The sequence below is a fragment of the Mycolicibacterium sp. Y3 genome (assembly GCF_051188035.1).
Taxonomy (GTDB): domain Bacteria; phylum Actinomycetota; class Actinomycetes; order Mycobacteriales; family Mycobacteriaceae; genus Mycobacterium; species Mycobacterium fluoranthenivorans.
Genome location: NZ_JAVQLT010000001.1, coordinates 370,384 through 385,674 on the forward strand (window position 1 = coordinate 370,384; position 15,291 = coordinate 385,674).

At 68.3% G+C, this 15,291-nt stretch carries 17 protein-coding genes; 11 read left to right on the plus strand and 6 right to left on the minus strand.

Annotation, left to right across the window (positions count from 1 at the left end; genetic code table 11):
• Positions 1-57: 57 nt before the first annotated feature.
• Entirely contained in the window at positions 58-627 is a 570-nt protein-coding gene (locus tag QN239_RS01775; protein WP_499007896.1) for a TetR family transcriptional regulator, read from the minus strand.
• A gap of 53 nt (positions 628-680) precedes the next feature.
• Here QN239_RS01775 and QN239_RS01780 point away from each other — a divergent pair, with 53 nt between their 5' ends.
• Entirely contained in the window at positions 681-1,331 is a 651-nt protein-coding gene (locus QN239_RS01780) for a class I SAM-dependent methyltransferase (RefSeq protein ID WP_499007897.1), read from the plus strand.
• A 48-nt stretch (positions 1,332-1,379) separates the two neighbouring features.
• Positions 1,380-2,693 (plus strand): cytochrome P450, encoded by a 1,314-nt coding sequence (locus tag QN239_RS01785; protein ID WP_499007899.1) that lies wholly within the window; start codon positions 1,380-1,382, stop codon positions 2,691-2,693.
• On the opposite strand, the gene mmpH is transcribed toward QN239_RS01785, so the two are convergent.
• From mmpH to QN239_RS01805, 4 genes are all read right to left on the minus strand, one after another.
• Positions 2,690-3,760, minus strand: a complete 1,071-nt coding sequence (gene mmpH / locus QN239_RS01790) for an MMP endo-(1,4)-3-O-methyl-alpha-D-mannosidase (protein WP_499007900.1) — start codon at positions 3,758-3,760, stop codon at positions 2,690-2,692. The two genes, QN239_RS01785 and mmpH, sit on opposite strands and share 4 nt — an antisense overlap.
• A gap of 6 nt (positions 3,761-3,766) precedes the next feature.
• The gene (locus tag QN239_RS01795) at positions 3,767-4,483 is read right to left on the minus strand and encodes a class I SAM-dependent methyltransferase (protein ID WP_499007901.1); all 717 of its coding nucleotides are present in this window, start codon (positions 4,481-4,483) and stop codon (positions 3,767-3,769) included.
• Between the two features lie 4 nt (positions 4,484-4,487).
• Positions 4,488-5,720 carry an MMP alpha-(1->4)-mannosyltransferase gene (gene manT, locus QN239_RS01800; protein ID WP_499007903.1) on the minus strand — a complete coding sequence of 411 codons (1,233 nt, stop codon included), beginning with the start codon at positions 5,718-5,720 and terminating at the stop codon, positions 4,488-4,490.
• Between the two features lie 92 nt (positions 5,721-5,812).
• Positions 5,813-6,325, minus strand: coding sequence for a hypothetical protein (locus tag QN239_RS01805; protein ID WP_499007904.1), 513 nt, complete (start codon positions 6,323-6,325; stop codon positions 5,813-5,815).
• 137 nt (positions 6,326-6,462) lie between these two features.
• Here QN239_RS01805 and QN239_RS01810 point away from each other — a divergent pair, with 137 nt between their 5' ends.
• From QN239_RS01810 to QN239_RS01835, 6 genes are all read left to right on the plus strand, one after another.
• Positions 6,463-8,289 carry a hypothetical protein gene (locus QN239_RS01810; RefSeq protein ID WP_499007906.1) on the plus strand — a complete coding sequence of 609 codons (1,827 nt, stop codon included), beginning with the start codon at positions 6,463-6,465 and terminating at the stop codon, positions 8,287-8,289.
• The gene (locus QN239_RS01815; protein ID WP_499007908.1) at positions 8,286-8,456 is read left to right on the plus strand and encodes a hypothetical protein; all 171 of its coding nucleotides are present in this window, start codon (positions 8,286-8,288) and stop codon (positions 8,454-8,456) included. Before QN239_RS01810 ends, QN239_RS01815 begins: the two co-directional genes overlap by 4 nt.
• The gene (locus tag QN239_RS01820) at positions 8,453-8,863 is read left to right on the plus strand and encodes a hypothetical protein (protein WP_267291915.1); all 411 of its coding nucleotides are present in this window, start codon (positions 8,453-8,455) and stop codon (positions 8,861-8,863) included. The genes QN239_RS01815 and QN239_RS01820 overlap by 4 nt, the downstream gene beginning before the upstream one ends.
• Entirely contained in the window at positions 8,860-10,131 is a 1,272-nt protein-coding gene (locus tag QN239_RS01825; protein WP_499007909.1) for a hypothetical protein, read from the plus strand. The genes QN239_RS01820 and QN239_RS01825 overlap by 4 nt, the downstream gene beginning before the upstream one ends.
• 9 nt (positions 10,132-10,140) lie before the next feature.
• The gene (locus QN239_RS01830; protein ID WP_499007910.1) at positions 10,141-10,689 is read left to right on the plus strand and encodes an isochorismatase family protein; all 549 of its coding nucleotides are present in this window, start codon (positions 10,141-10,143) and stop codon (positions 10,687-10,689) included.
• 98 nt (positions 10,690-10,787) lie between these two features.
• The gene (locus tag QN239_RS01835) at positions 10,788-12,341 is read left to right on the plus strand and encodes an HNH endonuclease signature motif containing protein (protein ID WP_499007912.1); all 1,554 of its coding nucleotides are present in this window, start codon (positions 10,788-10,790) and stop codon (positions 12,339-12,341) included.
• Between the two features lie 6 nt (positions 12,342-12,347).
• On the opposite strand, the gene QN239_RS01840 is transcribed toward QN239_RS01835, so the two are convergent.
• A complete protein-coding gene (locus QN239_RS01840; RefSeq protein ID WP_499016495.1) occupies positions 12,348-13,148 on the minus strand; it encodes an enoyl-CoA hydratase/isomerase family protein in 801 nt (266 codons plus the stop codon).
• A 72-nt stretch (positions 13,149-13,220) separates the two neighbouring features.
• Here QN239_RS01840 and QN239_RS01845 point away from each other — a divergent pair, with 72 nt between their 5' ends.
• Genes QN239_RS01845 through QN239_RS01855 form a run of 3 tightly spaced genes read left to right on the plus strand, consistent with a single transcriptional unit; the run spans position 13,221 to position 15,287 of the window.
• Complete coding sequence (locus tag QN239_RS01845; RefSeq protein WP_167154532.1) at positions 13,221-13,676, plus strand: MarR family winged helix-turn-helix transcriptional regulator; 456 nt, start codon at positions 13,221-13,223, stop codon at positions 13,674-13,676.
• Positions 13,673-14,485 carry an ATP-binding cassette domain-containing protein gene (locus QN239_RS01850; protein ID WP_499007914.1) on the plus strand — a complete coding sequence of 271 codons (813 nt, stop codon included), beginning with the start codon at positions 13,673-13,675 and terminating at the stop codon, positions 14,483-14,485. Before QN239_RS01845 ends, QN239_RS01850 begins: the two co-directional genes overlap by 4 nt.
• Positions 14,486-14,540: 55 nt before the next feature.
• Entirely contained in the window at positions 14,541-15,287 is a 747-nt protein-coding gene (locus QN239_RS01855; RefSeq protein WP_499016496.1) for an ABC transporter permease, read from the plus strand.
• Positions 15,288-15,291: the final 4 nt, after the last annotated feature.

Consider the following 15,291-nt stretch of genomic DNA (forward strand, 5'->3'; position numbering starts at 1 on the left):
GGCGCAAGAGCCTCCGGTAGGACATTCGAGGGCGCGCAGCGGCCCCGTGCTCGAGTTTCAGCCCAGGATCAGCCGCGCCGAACGCTCCAGGCGCGGCGCGATATCGGCATAGGAGACGTAGCCCATGCCGGCGCGGACCAGGGCACCCGAATAGAGCAGCTCCAGCGTCTCGATGACGGCGATATCGGTTCCGGGACCGAGCGCGGCCATCAGCCGCTCCCGGATGTCGAGGCCGATGCGTTGGCGCAACACCTCGACATCGGCATCGCGGGCCAGGAGGGCACTGGTGACGGCACCGGCGAACTCGGGTTCGTCGGCCACCAGCAGCGCGATGTGACGCAGCACCCCGATCGCCCTGGCCGCCGCGTCGCCGTCACCGGGCTCAGTGGGTGGCGACGCCGCGAGCCGGCGCCAGAACACCTCTGCGACAAGGTGCTCCTTCGAGGAGAAGTAGGTGTAGGCGGTGGCCGCTCCCACGCCCGCATCCGCGGCCACCCGGCGCACGGTCAGTGCGCCGAATCCTTCGCGGTTGAGCAGTCCGATCGCGGCGTTGCCAAGGCGCTCGACGGTATCGGCCTGCTTGGCGCTCAGACGCCGCCGAGTCGACTCCACAGCCGCGTCGGACACGTGTCTGGACGCTACTACAACGACCCGGTACCAGCAACGGTAGGTTGACTGCCATGAGTGCAGCCGACATCGCCCTGCCCCCCGACGCCGCGCGGCTCTTCGAGTTCGCCGAGACCGTCATCGGCTTCATGCCCGCCGACGAGGGCCGGGCGCTGTACGACGCGGCCGTGCACTACCTCTGCGGTGGCATCGGCGTCGAGATCGGCACCTACTGCGGCAAGTCGACGGTGTTGCTCGGGGCCGCCGCCCGCCAGGTCGGCGGCGTCATCTACACCGTCGACCACCACCACGGCTCCGAGGAACACCAGCCCGGCTGGGAGTACCACGACACCACCCTGGTCGACCCGGTCACCGGACGTTTCGACACCCTGCCCACGCTGCGGCACACCCTGGACCTGGCCGGCCTCGAAGACAGCGTCATCCCGATCGTCGGCAAGTCCCCGACCGTGGCGCAGGTGTGGCGAACGCCGTTGCAATTCCTGTTCATCGACGGCGGCCACACCGAGGAACATGCCCAGCGCGACTACGACGGGTGGGCCAAATGGGTCGCCCCCGGCGGCGCCCTGGTGATCCACGATGTCTTCCCCGACCCGAATGACGGCGGCCAAGCGCCGTATCACATCTACCGTCGCGCAATCGATTCCGGTGACTTCCGCGAGGTCTCCGTGACCAGCTCACTGCGGCTTCTGGAGCGCGCAAGCTAGACGAACGGACGCCTGCCGTCCACCCGTTCGACGTTTCGGCCCTCTATCGTGCGCGGCGCCATGACCGCACACCCGCACCTGCCTCCCGGTCCGCCGCTGCCGCGCGCGGTGCAGGGCGCACTCGGCGTCGCCGACCGGATTCGCGCACTGCAGATCCTGCGTTCGCGATACGGCTCGGCTTTCTCGATCGACCTGCCGATCTTCGGTCACCTGGTGGTGCTCAGCGATCCCGGCCAGGTGCGCGAGCTGTTCCGGTGCGGTCCCGCGGTGGTCGACACGACCGAGGCCAATCTGGGCCGCGTGATGGGCCCCCATTCATTGTTCGCACTGACCGGTGACCGGCACCTCGCCCGGCGCAAACTGCTCACACCGCCGTTCCACGGCCGCCGGCTGACGGCCTTCGAGCAGATCGCCGAACAGGAGACACTTCGCGAGGCCGCGAACTGGCCGGTGGCACAGGAGTTCCCGATACTGCCGTCGATGATGCGTATCACGTTGAACGTCATCCTGCGGGCGGTGTTCGGAGCCGACGGCCAGGAGTTGCAGCAGCTGCGCGCGGTGCTGCCACCGGCGATCCGGCTGGGCTCGGCGTTGTCACTCATCCCTGTACCGCAATGGGATTGGGGACGCTGGAGCCCGTGGGGCCGGATATACCGATACCGCCGCGAGTACGACGCCATCGTGGACCGGCTGATCGACAAAGCGCTGGCCGATCCCGCATTGGGCGATCGCGACGACGTACTGGCCACGCTGCTGCAGAGCAGATACGAAGACGGCAGCCCGATGGCCCGGGCCGAGATCGCCGATGAACTCCTCACGATGCTCGCGGCCGGCCACGAGACCACGGCCACCACCCTGGCCTGGGCGGTGGAACGGCTGCAACGGCACCCCGCCTTACTGGCCCGGCTCACCGCCGAACTGGACCGGGGCGCGACGGATCTGCTCGATGCCACCATCCTCGAGGTACTGCGGGCCCGGCCCGTCATCGATGTCACCTTCCGGCAGGTGAAAAGCCCTGTGCTGCAGCTCGGCCCGTGGCGGCTACCGCAGGGCCAGACGATCGCCGCCGGTATCGGACTGCTGCACTCGGACCCGACGGTGTTCCCCGACCCGCATCGGTTCGACCCGGACCGCTTCCTGCACCGGCCACCCACCGCGGGCGAGTGGATGCCCTACGGGGGTGGGGTCCGGCGCTGTATCGGCGCCGCATTCGCGACGATGGAGATGCGGGTAGTGTTGCGCACGCTGTTGCGCGAACACACCCTCGCGACCACGACCACACCGGGTGAACGGTGCCGGTCCCGCGGGGTGGCGATCGCGCCGGCGCGGGGCGCCCGGGTACGGCTCGACCGGCGGACCTAGCGGCCCGAAGCCGCGCAGACGCAGTCGAACTCGTCCTCCAGCCCACGCGGCAACCCGGCACCGCGGAAGATACCGCTGGCCGGGCTGGTCGAGGACAACGCGTCGGCGGCCAGGATCATCGCCGCACCGGTCCAGGTGGTGCGCTCCTCGGGCCAGCGCTTGCCGTCGGCGAACACCAGCCCCGTCCAGTACGAGCCGTCAGTCTCACGCAGGTGCTGCATGGCGGCGAACTGCTGGTGTGCCCGCGACCGGTCGCCGATCGCATCCAGCGCCATCACCAGCTCGCAGGTTTCCGCACCGGTGACCCACGGCCGATGGTCCACGCACCGGATGCCCAGGCCGTCGACCACGAAGTCATCCCAGCGGTCCTCGATCCGGGCCCGCGCGGCGGCACCGCGCACCGCTCCGCCCAGTATCGGGTAGTACCACTCCATCGCGTGAGTGTCTTTCGGACTGAACGCATCCGGGTGCTCGGCGATCGCATGGCCGAGCCGGCCGACGGCCACCTCCCATTCGGGCTGAGGTTCGTCGAGATAGTTCGCCAGCGCCAGCGCACACCTGATGCTGTGGTAGATGCTCGCGCACCCGGTCAGCAAGGCCTCGTCCATCATCCCGGCATCGCTTCTGGCCCAGCTGATCTGGCCGCCGGGCAGCTGCATACTGAGCACCAGCTCGATCGCCCGGCTGACCGTCGGCCACATCCGCAGCGCAAAGCGCCGGTCCCCGGTGATCAGCACGTGGTGCCAGACTCCGGTGGCGATGTAGGCGCAGAAGTTGCTGTCGGTGTTGGCATCCTCGATGGCACCGTTACGCGTTTGGATCGGCCATGACCCGTCGGCCCGTTGGGTGCTGCGGCACCAGTCGAATCCGGCCCGAGCCGGCTCGAGAAGACCTGCGACCGTCAGCGCCATCAGGTTCTCGACGTGATCCCACGGGTCGGTGTGACCGCCCACGGACCACGGCACGGCACCGTCGGATTCCTGGGTGTCGGCGATGGACTGAGCCGTCTGCAGGCACTGCAGCGGCGTCAATACACCTGACACACCGGGAATCTCGTGGTGGCGCATGGTGTCCTACGCAGCCGGCTTGGCGAAGTAGAGCGCCACACTCTTGCCGATCAGCGGGTTCAGCACGTCCTCGGCGGTGCGCGTCAGCCACGGCCGGCTCATCATGTCCCACACCAGCAGCTTGTGATAGGCGGTGACCGCGGGATGCTTCGGTTTATCCACGCCGACAGCGCATTTCAGCCACCAGAACGGGGCGTGCAGCGCGTGTGCGTGATGCGCGTGGACGAACTTCACCCCGCGGGGGGTGATCTTGTCGCGCAACTCGTCGGCACGATAGATGCGGATGTGTCCGCCCTCGTTCGCGTGGTACTCGTCCGACAGCAGCCAGCACACCTTCTCCGGCAGCCACCGCGGTACCGTGACCGCGAGCTTGCCGCCCGGCTTGAGCACCCGCACCAGTTCGGCGATCGCCGCGTCATCGGCGGGCACGTGTTCCAGGATTTCCGAAGCGATGACAACATCGAAGGTGCCGTCGGCGTAGGGCAGATCCAGGGCGTCGCCCTTGACCGCTTCCGCACGGGCCCCGGCCGGAGCCTCGCCCTGTTCCTTCATCGCGGTCAAGATGGCATCGACGTCGTTGAGATCCTCGACGCTCTGGTCGAAGGCGATGACGTCGGCGCCGCGCCGGTAGGCCTCGAACGAGTGCCGGCCGGCACCGCAGCCCACGTCGATCACCGAGGTGCCGGGTCCGACACCCAGGCGGTCATAGTCGACGGTCAGCACGACGTCATCCTCTCGCGGTCCTCTCGATTGCCTTCTCGTACACCGAAACTGTTTGTGCGGCAACCGATTCCCAACTGAACACGGCCAGGGCCCGCTGGCGTCCGGCCGCGCCGAGCTTGCGGCGTTGCGCCGGGGAGTCCAACAGCTCGCCGAGCACGGCAGTCAGTCGATCGATATTGCCCGGCGGCACCAGGCGGGCGCATTCACCTTCGGCGCCCAGCACTTCGGGCAGCGCTCCCGCGCGGCTCGCCACGATGGGCGTGCCGCTGGCCATCGCCTCCACGGCCGGCAGCGAGAATCCCTCGTAAAGCGAAGGAATACAAGCGATCTCAGCCGAGGCCAGCAAGCGGGCCAACTCCTCGTCGGGCAGGCCCGACGAGCTGTGCACGATATCGGAGATGCCGAGTTCGGCGATCAACTTCTCGGTGGGTCCGTTGGGCTCGAGCTTGGACACCAGCTGCACGTCCAGATTATGGTGAGCGCGCAGCCGCGAGACCGCATGCAGCAGATTGCTGACGCCCTTGAGTGGAACGTCGGCGCTGGCGATCGCGATGATGCGGCCGGGCACCCGGTGGTCGGCCGGCCGGAACAGGTCGGTGTCGACCCCGAGCGGCACCACGTGCAGCTGGTCATCGGCCACCCCGAAGTCCTCGGCGATATCGGCGCCCGACGTCGTCGACACCGTCAGCAGTTCGGGGATCCGGCGGGCCACCCGCTTCTGCATCTCGGCGAATCCGTACCAGCGCCGCACCAGGGGTTTGCGCCACCAGGTGGCGGCGGCCACCTCGAGCACCCGGTCCCGGGTGATCGGATGGTGCACGGTCGCGACCAGCGGGATATCCCTGGCGATCCCCAGCAGGGCGGAGCCCAGGCTCTGGTTGTCGTGCACCACGTCGAACTCGTCGCGACGGTCGGCCAGGATCCGGGCCACCCGCATGCAGAACGTACGGGGCTCCGGGAAGCCGGCGGACCACATGGTGAACAGCTCCAGCAGATCGATGCCGTCCCGGATCTCACTGGGGCGCGGCACCCGAAACGGATCGGGTTCGCGGTAGAGATCCAGACTCGGCACCTCGGTCAGCCGGACGCGAGGATCCAGCCCTTCCGGATACGGCTGGCCGGAGAACACCTCGACGTCGTGGCCGAGCTCGACCAGACCGCGGGACAGGTGTCGGACGTACACACCTTGGCCACCGCAGTGCGTCTTGCTTCGATACGAAAGCAGGGCGATACGCACGTCAGCTCAATCCGCTGAACTGCGGCGAGACACACTGGACATGTGTCCAGACTATAGTTTGACGAGCTAGCAGACGCAACGCGGCCGCTGAGTCACCACCGGCGGGGCAGCACGAAGGCAAACGGTGTCGGGAAGCCCAGCCCGGTCAGCCCGCCACGCCGGACGGCGTCGATCGACACCTCGCGCACCTGTCCGGAACTGGGCTCATAGCAATGCAACCGACCCCCGCCCGCGCCGACGACGAGGATCCAGTGCCGGGGTAGGAACCGGCCGACGAGCACCGCCACCGGGCGCCCGGCCCGCACCGCCGAGAGCACATCGGACAGGGTGTCCCGGCCACCGGGCAGCAGGCCGCGGAACAGTCGCCACCGGTACCGGACCGGGCTGTGCGCGCTGATGGCCCTGGCCACCCCGACCGGCGTGGTCCCCAGCCGGCGCGGCCAGAGCCGGTTGACCAGACGGTGCACCCGGCCCTGTTCGGCATGGAAGAGGTGCGGGGTCTGCAGCGCTTCGCGGTACCCCGGATCCAGCAGCGCACCCGCCACCACCGCCACGGTCGGTCCGCAGGTGACGCCATCGCGCTGCCGCAGGCCCGCGAGTTTCATCATGCTCAAGGCTAGCGACGCCGCCAGCAAACTGCCTAGGCTCGACACTGTGTCCGGTACCCCTGGTTTCGGATACAGCTTTCTGACAACATTACCGGCGAGTAGGTATCGAGCTCTTCAACGTAGCGGGGTGGGACATGGCGCAACAGGTTGCTGTATTGGCCGCGGCCGGGACCGAAGGCGGCGGTGCGGCGCTGGACCAGGTCATCGGGATGTCGGTGGCCACCGCCATCATCACCGCCGGACTGCTGTGGATCGGCTACCTGCACCGTCAGCGCCGGATCACCTGGCTACACGATCTCGCCGAGAAGACCGGCCGCAAGATGAATCGCCCCGGCTGGGTGGCCCTGCCCGCGCTGCTGTTCACCTCGACCATCATCTGCGCCATGTTCGGCTTCATCTGGGATGTCAGCCTGCACATCGGCAAGGGCCGCGACGCCGGCCCGCTGGCCAACCCGGCCCACTACTTCATCCTGATCGGCTTGTTCCTGCTGTTCATCGCCGGATCCCTCTCGATCATCCTGCCCTACGAGAAACCCGGGCCGGCCGCGGTGAAGATCACCCGGACCTGGTACGCACCCGTCGGCGGCATCCTGATGGCCGGCTGCGGTCTGTACGCCCTCATCGGCTTCCCCCTGGATGACATCTGGCACCGGATCTTCGGCCAGGACGTCACCCTGTGGGGTCCCACTCACCTCATGCTCATCGGTGGCGCGGGCCTGTCCCTGGTGGCCACGCTGCTGCTGACCCGGGAGGGCGATATCGCCATGGGCGCCGAGGCGCCGGAGCAGCGCCGCAGCATCCTGGCGTATCTGGCGTGCGGCGGCCTGGTCATCGGCCTGTCGGTGTTCCCGGTCGAATACGACTTCGGCATCGAGCAGTTCCGATTGGTGCTGCACCCCATGCTCATCGCCGCGGCGGCCGCCATGTCCCTGGTCGTCACGCGGCTGTTCCTCGGCCGCTTCGCCACCTTCGGTGCGATCGCCTTCGCCTTCGTCATCCGCGGCCTGGTGGCACTGGTCGTCGGACCCGTACTGGGCGCACCGCACAGCTGGTTCGCGCTCTACCTCGGGTCGGCCATCGTGGTGGAACTCCTCGGGCTCACGCCACTTGCCAAGCGGCCCATCCTGTTCGGTGTGGTTGCCGGTCTGGGCGTCGGGTCCGTGGGCATGTGGCTGGAGTCGTTCTGGGTCGACGCCGTCTTCCGCAACCCGTGGCCGCAGAGCATGTGGGGCGAGGCGCTGGCCACCTCGGTGCCGGTGGCCGTCGGGATGGGCATGTGCGGTGCCCTCCTCGCCATCGTGCTCACCGGCCAGAAACTGCCGCAGCGCCCCGTCGGCATCGGCATCGTCGCCGCTACGGTGCTGGTCATCGCCGGCGCCGTCGCCAACGGGCTGAACACCACGGTGCCGGAGGATGCCAGCGCGCAAATCACCCTCACCGACGTGCCGAGCGAGGCTGGCCAGCGACTGGCGAACGCCGACGTCAAGATCACGCCGGCCAACCTGATCAGCGCCGACCCCGAATGGGTGTCCATCCTGGCGTGGCAGGGCAAGCTCGATCACGAGCGTGGTCTGGTCATCGACCACCTGGAGCGGGTCGGCCCGGGCCACTACCGCTCCACCCGGCCCATCCCGGTGTGGGGTACCTGGAAGACGGTGCTGCGGGTGCAGGACGGCCGGACCATGGCCGCCGTGCCGATCTTCCTGCCCGCCGACCCCGGTATCGGCGCCGAGGAGACCCCGGCGCTGGCCTCGACCTCGCGTGACTTCACCGAAGAGATCAAGGTCTTGCAGCGCGAACGCAACCTCGACGTCCCGTCCTGGCTGTACAGCGCGGCATCGCTGGTGGTGCTGGTGTGCTCGCTGATCCTGGTGGCACTGCTGAGTTGGGGTGCGGGACGGATCAATTCGCGCGAGCAGCACAGCACCGCCGAGACCCGGGAACCCGTCGGACAGCCGTGACCGTTCTCGCCGACCATTCGCTCTGGCTGGCGCTGCCCGCGTTCGCACCGGCCGTCGTGGTGGCCGGGGTGGTCGCCTGGGTGGCCGTCCGCGACAGGCGAGCCGGACCCGATGACGATTCTGACAGCGAGAACGCAGGTTCGACCGACGAGGATGGTTCAGCGTGACTCTCATCAAGACACTTACCGCCGTGTGCGCCGTCGCCCTGATCGCCGGCTGCGGTAGCTCGACGACGCCGGAGAACACCGGCACGACGTCGAGCACCGGGACCGCCGCGCCCGAGATGACGGACCAACAGTCCCCGCCGGAACGCGTCGTCATCGACGTCACCATCGCCGGCGGCAACGTCACCCCGACCAACCAGCAGGTGCAGGCCAAGGTCAAGCAGCCGATCATCGTCCGGGTCAACAGTGACGCCGCCGATCAGCTGCACGTGCACTCCAACCCCGAGCACACCTTCGACATCAAGCCGGAGAATGGTCAGGCGTTCCAATTCACCGTGGACGTGCCCGGCAAGGTCGATGTCGAACTGCACCACCTGGACAAGACCGTCGCGACCATCACGGTGCAGTGATCCTGGCGCACGGGCTGGGCGGCTCGGCCGATCTGCCCATCCCGCTGACCTATGCCCTGATCGGCGCGGCGTGGGCACTCACCTTCACCTTCGCCGTGGTGGCACTGGCATGGCGTAGACCACGCTTCGATCCCGCGACGCCGGGGCGGCCGTTGCCGCACTGGGTGACGGAATTCGTCGATTCGCCGTCGACCCGGTGGACGGTCGGTCTGCTGGGACTGGCGTTCGCGGGGTGGGTCGCGGTGGCTGCGGCGTTCGGTCCGCAGAACTCGTCGAATGCCCTGCCCGGCGTGTTCTACGTGCTGCTGTGGGTCGGATTGGTCGCGCTGTCAGTCCTTTTCGGACCGGTGTGGCGGGTGCTTTCGCCGGTACGGACAGTCGCCCGGCTGTTCCGGGTACGCGCTTCGTCCTACCCCGAGCGACTCGGCTACTGGCCCGCCGCCTTCGGATTGTTCGCCTTCGTATGGCTCGAGCTGGCCAGCCCGGATCCCGGTTCGCTTGGGGCCGTGAAGATCTGGTTGTTGATCTACCTCGGTGTCACCCTGGGTGGGACTTTCGCCTTAGGCACCCGGTGGTGCTCACACGCCGACCCGTTCGAGGTGTACAGCGTGGTGGCTTCACGATGCTCCCCGTTGCGGCGCAACGCCGATGGGCGCATCGCGGTCGGCAACCCGTTCGACCACCTTCCGACGTTGCCGGTCCGGCCCGCGACGGTGACGGTCCTCGCCGTCCTGCTGGGGTCGACGGCCTTCGACAGCTTCTCGGCGACACCGGCGTGGCGCGGATTCGTCGACGCGCACACCTCGGGCGCTTGGCAGCCAACGGTTTTCAAGACAGTCGGGCTTGCGGTGTTCGTCTTGATCGTGGCGCTGACGTTCAGTCTCGCGGCCCGGGCCACCGGCGGGGTGAGCCGGGAGCGGCGCCGGGAGTTGCCGGGGCTGATGGCGCACTCCCTCATCCCGATCGTCATCGGCTATGTGTTCGCGCACTACCTGACCTATCTGGTCGAGAAGGGTCAGCAGACCGTCTACACGCTGCTGGGCATGCACGATGCGCACGTGTATTACGTGCTGTCCCTGCATCCGTCGGCACTGGCCACGTTGAAGGTCCTGTTCGTGGTCGGTGGCCATATCGCCGGGGTGATCGCCGCACACGACTGCGCACTGCGTGTGCTGCCCAAGCGGCATCAGCTGACCGGCCAGCTCGCGATGATGCTGGTGATGGTCGGCTACACCTTCACCGGCCTGTATCTGCTGTTCGGCGGTTAGGCTTTGGGCATGCGGGCTTTGATCGTCGTCGACGTACAGCGGGACTTCTGCGAGGGTGGCTCCCTGGCCGTGGCTGGCGGCGCCGACGTCGCTCGCGCAGTGACCGCACTGCTGGGTTCGCACGACTACGACCATGTGGTGGCCACCAAGGACAATCACATCGATCCGGGGTCCCATTTCTCCGACACTCCCGACTACCGGGATTCCTGGCCGCGGCACTGCGTCGTCGGCACCCCGGGTGTCGAGTTCCATCCGTCGTTCGATCCGTCGGCGGTGGAGGCGGTGTTCACCAAGGGTGAGTACTCCGCGGCGTACAGCGGTTTCGAGGGCGCGGAAGCATCCGGGGCCGGCCTGGCTTCATGGCTACGCGAGCGCGGAGTGACCGACGTGGACGTAGTGGGTATCGCCACCGACTATTGCGTGAAGGCCACCGCCGCCGATGCCGCGGCCGAGGCTTTCCACACCCGCGTGCTGCTGGATCTGACTGCGGGCGTGGCCCCGACGAGCACCGACGAGGCGGTGACCGCGTTGCGTGCGGCGGGTGTCGACGTCGTCTGAACGACGCTCGAATCCTGCTGCGGGCGTGGGGCCGTGGATAGTTTCGAGCCTGTGGATAACTTCCGTCTGGTGTCGGCGGGTCGCTGTAGTGTGAACATATGTTCGATCTGGCCGGTGCGGATGACGCGGCACTGATCGATGCGCTACGAGCAGCGACCCGGGCTGAGGCGGTGGCCGCGGCGCAGCGGTGGGCGATCATCGCCGCCCTGGTCGACTGGCACTGCAAGGACGAAGACCAGGCTCAGGCCTCTGCCGCGCTGGATGGGTGGGAGTACGCCGCCGCCGAAGTGTCGGCGGCCTGCGGGTTGTCCCGGGAGAGCGCGGCCGGGCAGATGCGCATCGCCCTCGCCTTGCGGGATCGGCTCCCGAAAGTGGGGGCGCTACTGGAGCACGGGGAGATTTCGGCCAAAACCGCGGCCGCGATCACCTGGCGCACCCGACTGGTCACCGATACCGAGGCGTTGGCGTTGATCGATGCCGCGCTGGCCGGGATCGCCCCCACCCTGGGGGTGCTCTCGCAGAAGAACACCGAAACCGCTATCGATGTGTGGATCGAGAAGTTCGATCCGGTCGCGGTGCTCTGCGCCCGCACCGCGGCCCGATCCCGGTGTATCGAGTTCGGTGCCCAGGAGGATCCCGCCGGCACCGTCGCGGTGTGGGGGCGGCTGCTGGCCACCGACGCCGCGGTGTTGCGGGCCCGGCTCACCGCCCTCGCGGACACGGTGTGCGATGGCGATCCGCGGACGGTGGGGCAACGCCGCGCCGATGCCATGGGGTTACTGGCCGTCGACCCGAACGCCGACCGGCTGACGTGTTTGTGTGGGGACCCTGGCTGCCCGGCCGCCGGGGTGGATCCCCGCTCGGCCGCGGTGACGGTCTATGTCCTCACCGACACAGTGCCCGGTGCGGCAACGGGTGTGGTTCCCGGAAATCCCGCGCCGGGACCCGCGGACCCGCAACCGGGCCCAGAACCCGCCCCCGAACCCGACACCCCGGCGCGCGACCCCAGTGTGCACGGTGACGACCTGCAGGCCCTGCGCGCCCCGGCCGCGGTCACCGGCGCACCGGCGGTCATTGCCGGTGGCGGTGTCCTGCCCGCCCCGCTGGTCGCCGAACTCGTCGCCACCGGCGCCCGGGTCAACACCCTCACCGACACCGCGGCACTGACCGCTGAACCGCGGTACCGGCCCTCGGCAAGACTGGCGGCCTGGGTCCGCACCCGCGACCTCACCTGTATCTTCCCCGGCTGCCACCGCGGCGCCCAACACTGCGACCTCGACCACAGCGTGCCGTGGCCGGGCGGGGCCACCCACCCCGGCAACCTCTCCGCGCTGTGCCGCACCCATCACCTACTCAAAACCTTCGGCGGCTGGACCACCCTCCAGCACCCCGACGGGACACACACCTGGACCAACCCCACCGGACACACCTACACCACCGTGCCGCTGACCCGGATCCTGTTCCCCGACAAACGCATCCACACCCCGCCACCACCACCGACACCAACCACCAGCACCGGTGTCGGGGATCGGCGACTGGCCATGCCCCGACGCCGCCACACCCGCGCCCACACCCACGCCGCCCGCATCAACACCGAACGCCGCCTCAACCAACAAACCCTCGACGAAAACGCCAAACCACCACCGTTCTGAGAGAACTCAGCGCGTCGGATCCACCGGAGCACCCGTCCACCGCGGCGCCCGCCCCGCGAGATGCGCGCGCACACCCTCACGGGCGTCCTCGTGGGCCATCACCTGCCGGTGGATCTCGGTCTCCCTAGCACCCACCTGCTCGCGCGTGAGCCCGAACGAATCCCACAGCAGCCGCTTGCTCGCGGCAACCGACATGGGCGCGGTGTTCTCGGCGATATCGCGGGCGATCTCCCTTGCGGTGGGCAGCACCTCTGCCGCGGGGAGCGCCCTACTCCCGAGCCCCATATCCACAGCCTGCCTGCCGTCGAAAGTTGCTCCGGTCAAAAGGATTTCCGCGGCCGCTGAGATTCCCACCAGCCGGGGCAGCACCCAGTGCGAATACGCGTCGCCTACCACACCGCGTCGTACCTGCACGACGCCATAACGGGCGTCGGCCGCGAAGATCCGGATATCGCACTGCAGAGCCAGCGTCAGACCGAGACCGATGGCGTGGCCGTTGACCGCCGCGATCACCGGTTTGTCCAGGCTCCAGGCCGGCACCTCGATCCCGGCGGCGCTGAACCCCGCTCCCGGTTCGGCGAAGGTCTGGTCCCCGGCTCCGAGATCGGCGCCTGCACAGAAGGCGGGCGGTGCACCGGTGAGCACCACAGCACGGATCGTGTCGTCGGCATCGCACCGGCGGTAGGCGTCGGCCAACTCCGCACGCATCCCGTCACCGACGGCGTTGCGCCGTTCGGGCCGGTTCAACGTGATGACGGCGACGCCGCCGTCGGTGTCGAGCAGCAGGGTCCGGTTCTCGTGCACCACTTCATCATGGGGCAGCGCGTCAAGATGTTCGACCAATCGATATTACCTCTGTAACAGAGGTAATATGTGACGGTGGACGCCTACGACGACCTCGTCACCGAACTGTTCGGTGTGGTGGGGCGATTCCGGAGACAGTTGCGCCGCTCGACCGGGGGCGGCGGATTCGACCGGTCCGGGCTGACCCAATCCCAGGCCGAGCTGCTGCGGCTGGTCGGGCGCAAGCCCGGAATCTCGGTGCGGGAGGCTGCCACCGAACTCAGCCTGGCTGCCAACAGCGCCTCCACCCTGGTCTCCCGGCTCGCCGCGGACGGACTGCTCATCCGGGAGGTGGACGACGCCGATCGCAGGGTCGGACGGTTGCGCCTGGCGGTGCCGGCGCAACGCATCGCCGACGACTCGCGCCACGCCCGCCGTGCCGCGATGGCCGATGCCCTCGATGAACTCGACCCCTCCCAGATCGACCAACTCGCAAAAGGTTTGACGGTCCTCGCCGAACTGACCCGGATACTCCAGGAAAGGCAGCCATGACCACCACCCCGCCGGCAATCGAATGCCGCCGGCTCACCCATCGCTACGGCCAGTTCACCGCCGTGCACGAACTCGACCTGCAGGTGTCCACCGGCGAGACGGTGGGCCTTCTCGGCCCCAACGGCGCCGGGAAGACCACCGTGATCCGGGTACTCACCACGCTGGCCCCCGTGCAAGAAGGCGACGTCCGGATCTTCGGGCTGGACGCGCGACGCGACACCATGGACATCCGCTTCAACATCGGCTATGTCCCGCAACAACTTTCCATCGAGGCAGCGCTCACCGGACGGCAGAACGTGGAGCTGTTCGCCCGGCTCTACGATGTGCCGCGCCGCGAACGGGCCGAGCGGGTCGCCGCTGCGCTGGACGCCATGCAGCTCGCCGACGTCGCCGACAATGTGGCGGGAACCTACTCCGGCGGGATGGTCCGTCGGCTGGAATTGGCACAGGCCCTGGTGAACCGGCCGTCACTGCTGTTACTCGACGAACCGACCGTGGGCCTGGACCCCATCGCGCGGGACAGCGTGTGGGAGCAGGTCGGCCGGATGAAGGCGGACTTCGGCATGACAGTACTTCTCACGACGCACTACATGGGCGAAGCCGATGCGCTCTGCGACCGGGTGGCACTGATGCACCACGGCCGGCTACAGGCGATCGGCACTCCGGCGGAGCTCAAAGCCACGGTGAGCCCCACCGCCACCCTCGAAGACGTCTTCCGGCACTACGCGGGATCCGATCTCGACGAGCCCACGCAAGCGGGCCTGCGTGAGGTTCAGGCCGCTCGACGGACGGCACGCCGTGTCAGCTGAAACACTCACCCTGGTCCGGGCACCGCGGGGCTGGCGCCGGTTGCGCGGACTGGCCATGCGCATCGGCGCCTTCTCCTTGGTCGAACTACAGAAGCTGCGCCACGACCGCACCGAGTTGTTCACCCGCATGGTGCAACCGGCGCTGTGGCTGCTGATCTTCGGGCAGACCTTCAGCCGGCTGCGCGTCATCGATACCGGCCACGTCGACTACCTGGCCTTCCTGGCCCCGGGCATCATCGCCCAGTCCGCCCTGTTCATCTCGATCTTCTACGGAATCCAGATCATCTGGGACCGCGACGCGGGCATCCTGGCCAAGCTCATGGTGACCCCGGCACCACCGTCGGCACTGGTCACCGGGAAGGCCTTCGCCGCAGGTGTGCGCTCGGTGGTGCAGGTGATCGGCGTGGTGCGCCTGGCCTACCTGCTGGGTGTGCACATGACCGTCAACCCGCTACGCATCCTCGGCGCGATGGGCGTGGTGGTGCTGGGATCGGCGTTCTTCGCCTGTCTGTCCATGTCCCTGGCGGGTCTGGTCCGGCACCGCGACCGGCTGATGGGCATCGGCCAGGCCATCACCATGCCGCTGTTCTTCGCCTCCAACGCGCTCTACCCGGTGGATGTGATGCCGCAGTGGTTGCGCTGGCTCTCCGCGGTCAACCCGCTGAGCTACGAGGTGAATGCGTTGCGCGGCCTGTTGATCGGCACGCCCACCAACGGTTGGCTCGATATCGCGGTCCTGATCGTCGCGGCCGTGCTCAGCATCGCCACCGCGTCGGCGCTGCTACGCCGCCTGGTGCGGTAAGACA

What these genes read in the sequence shown, in the direction of transcription:
- QN239_RS01780 (WP_499007897.1), top strand. Translation starts at nt 681, where the DNA reads ATGAGTGCAGCCGACATCGCCCTGCCCCCCGACGCCGCGCGGCTCTTC.
- mmpH (WP_499007900.1), bottom strand. Translation starts at nt 3,760, where the DNA reads ATGCGCCACCACGAGATTCCCGGTGTGTCAGGTGTATTGACGCCGCTG.
- QN239_RS01805 (WP_499007904.1), bottom strand. Translation starts at nt 6,325, where the DNA reads ATGAAACTCGCGGGCCTGCGGCAGCGCGATGGCGTCACCTGCGGACCG.
- QN239_RS01810 (WP_499007906.1), top strand. Translation starts at nt 6,463, where the DNA reads ATGGCGCAACAGGTTGCTGTATTGGCCGCGGCCGGGACCGAAGGCGGC.
- QN239_RS01830 (WP_499007910.1), top strand. Translation starts at nt 10,141, where the DNA reads ATGCGGGCTTTGATCGTCGTCGACGTACAGCGGGACTTCTGCGAGGGT.
- QN239_RS01835 (WP_499007912.1), top strand. Translation starts at nt 10,788, where the DNA reads ATGTTCGATCTGGCCGGTGCGGATGACGCGGCACTGATCGATGCGCTA.
- QN239_RS01850 (WP_499007914.1), top strand. Translation starts at nt 13,673, where the DNA reads ATGACCACCACCCCGCCGGCAATCGAATGCCGCCGGCTCACCCATCGC.
- QN239_RS01855 (WP_499016496.1), top strand. Translation starts at nt 14,541, where the DNA reads ATGCGCATCGGCGCCTTCTCCTTGGTCGAACTACAGAAGCTGCGCCAC.